At 62.3% G+C, this 393-nt stretch carries 1 pseudogene; it reads right to left on the bottom strand.

Annotated elements, in window-relative coordinates:
* Nucleotides 1-368: pseudogene (locus tag E3W21_RS28755) on the bottom strand (Ig-like domain repeat protein); the annotation flags it as partial.
* Nucleotides 369-393: the final 25 nt, after the last annotated feature.

Raw genomic sequence — 393 nt, 5'->3', positions numbered from 1 at the left:
AAGGTCCGCGCCGCCGATGATGCTCCAGCGCCATACAGCGCCTTGGCGGTAAAGCTGTGCGCCGCCACGCTCAGGCCGGTGATGGTCTTGGACCAAATCCCCGTCGTTGGATCCGCAATGGCTTCCTCCTTGCGCACGCCGCCATCCTGGATCTCGACCTTCTGCCCTTTGCTGGCGGTGCCGGTCAGGGTCACCGCGATTTCCACGGTGGTGCCACCCGGAGGAATCTCGACCCCGCTCGGATCGCCTTTCACCGACTCGATGGTCGGCGGATCCAGGCTCACCGCTTCCCCCACCACAAACTCCAACACATTCGAATAACTCGTCTCATTCGTCGCCGCGCGCCAGATCCGGTAACTCGCGCTCACCTTTTTCCCACGATTGGGTTCGATA

The organism is Pseudomonas sp. F01002, assembly GCF_004402115.1.
In the GTDB taxonomy this organism is placed as follows: Bacteria; Pseudomonadota; Gammaproteobacteria; order Pseudomonadales; family Pseudomonadaceae; genus Aquipseudomonas; species Aquipseudomonas frigoris.
This window is presented reverse-complemented; position numbering and strand designations above follow the sequence as displayed.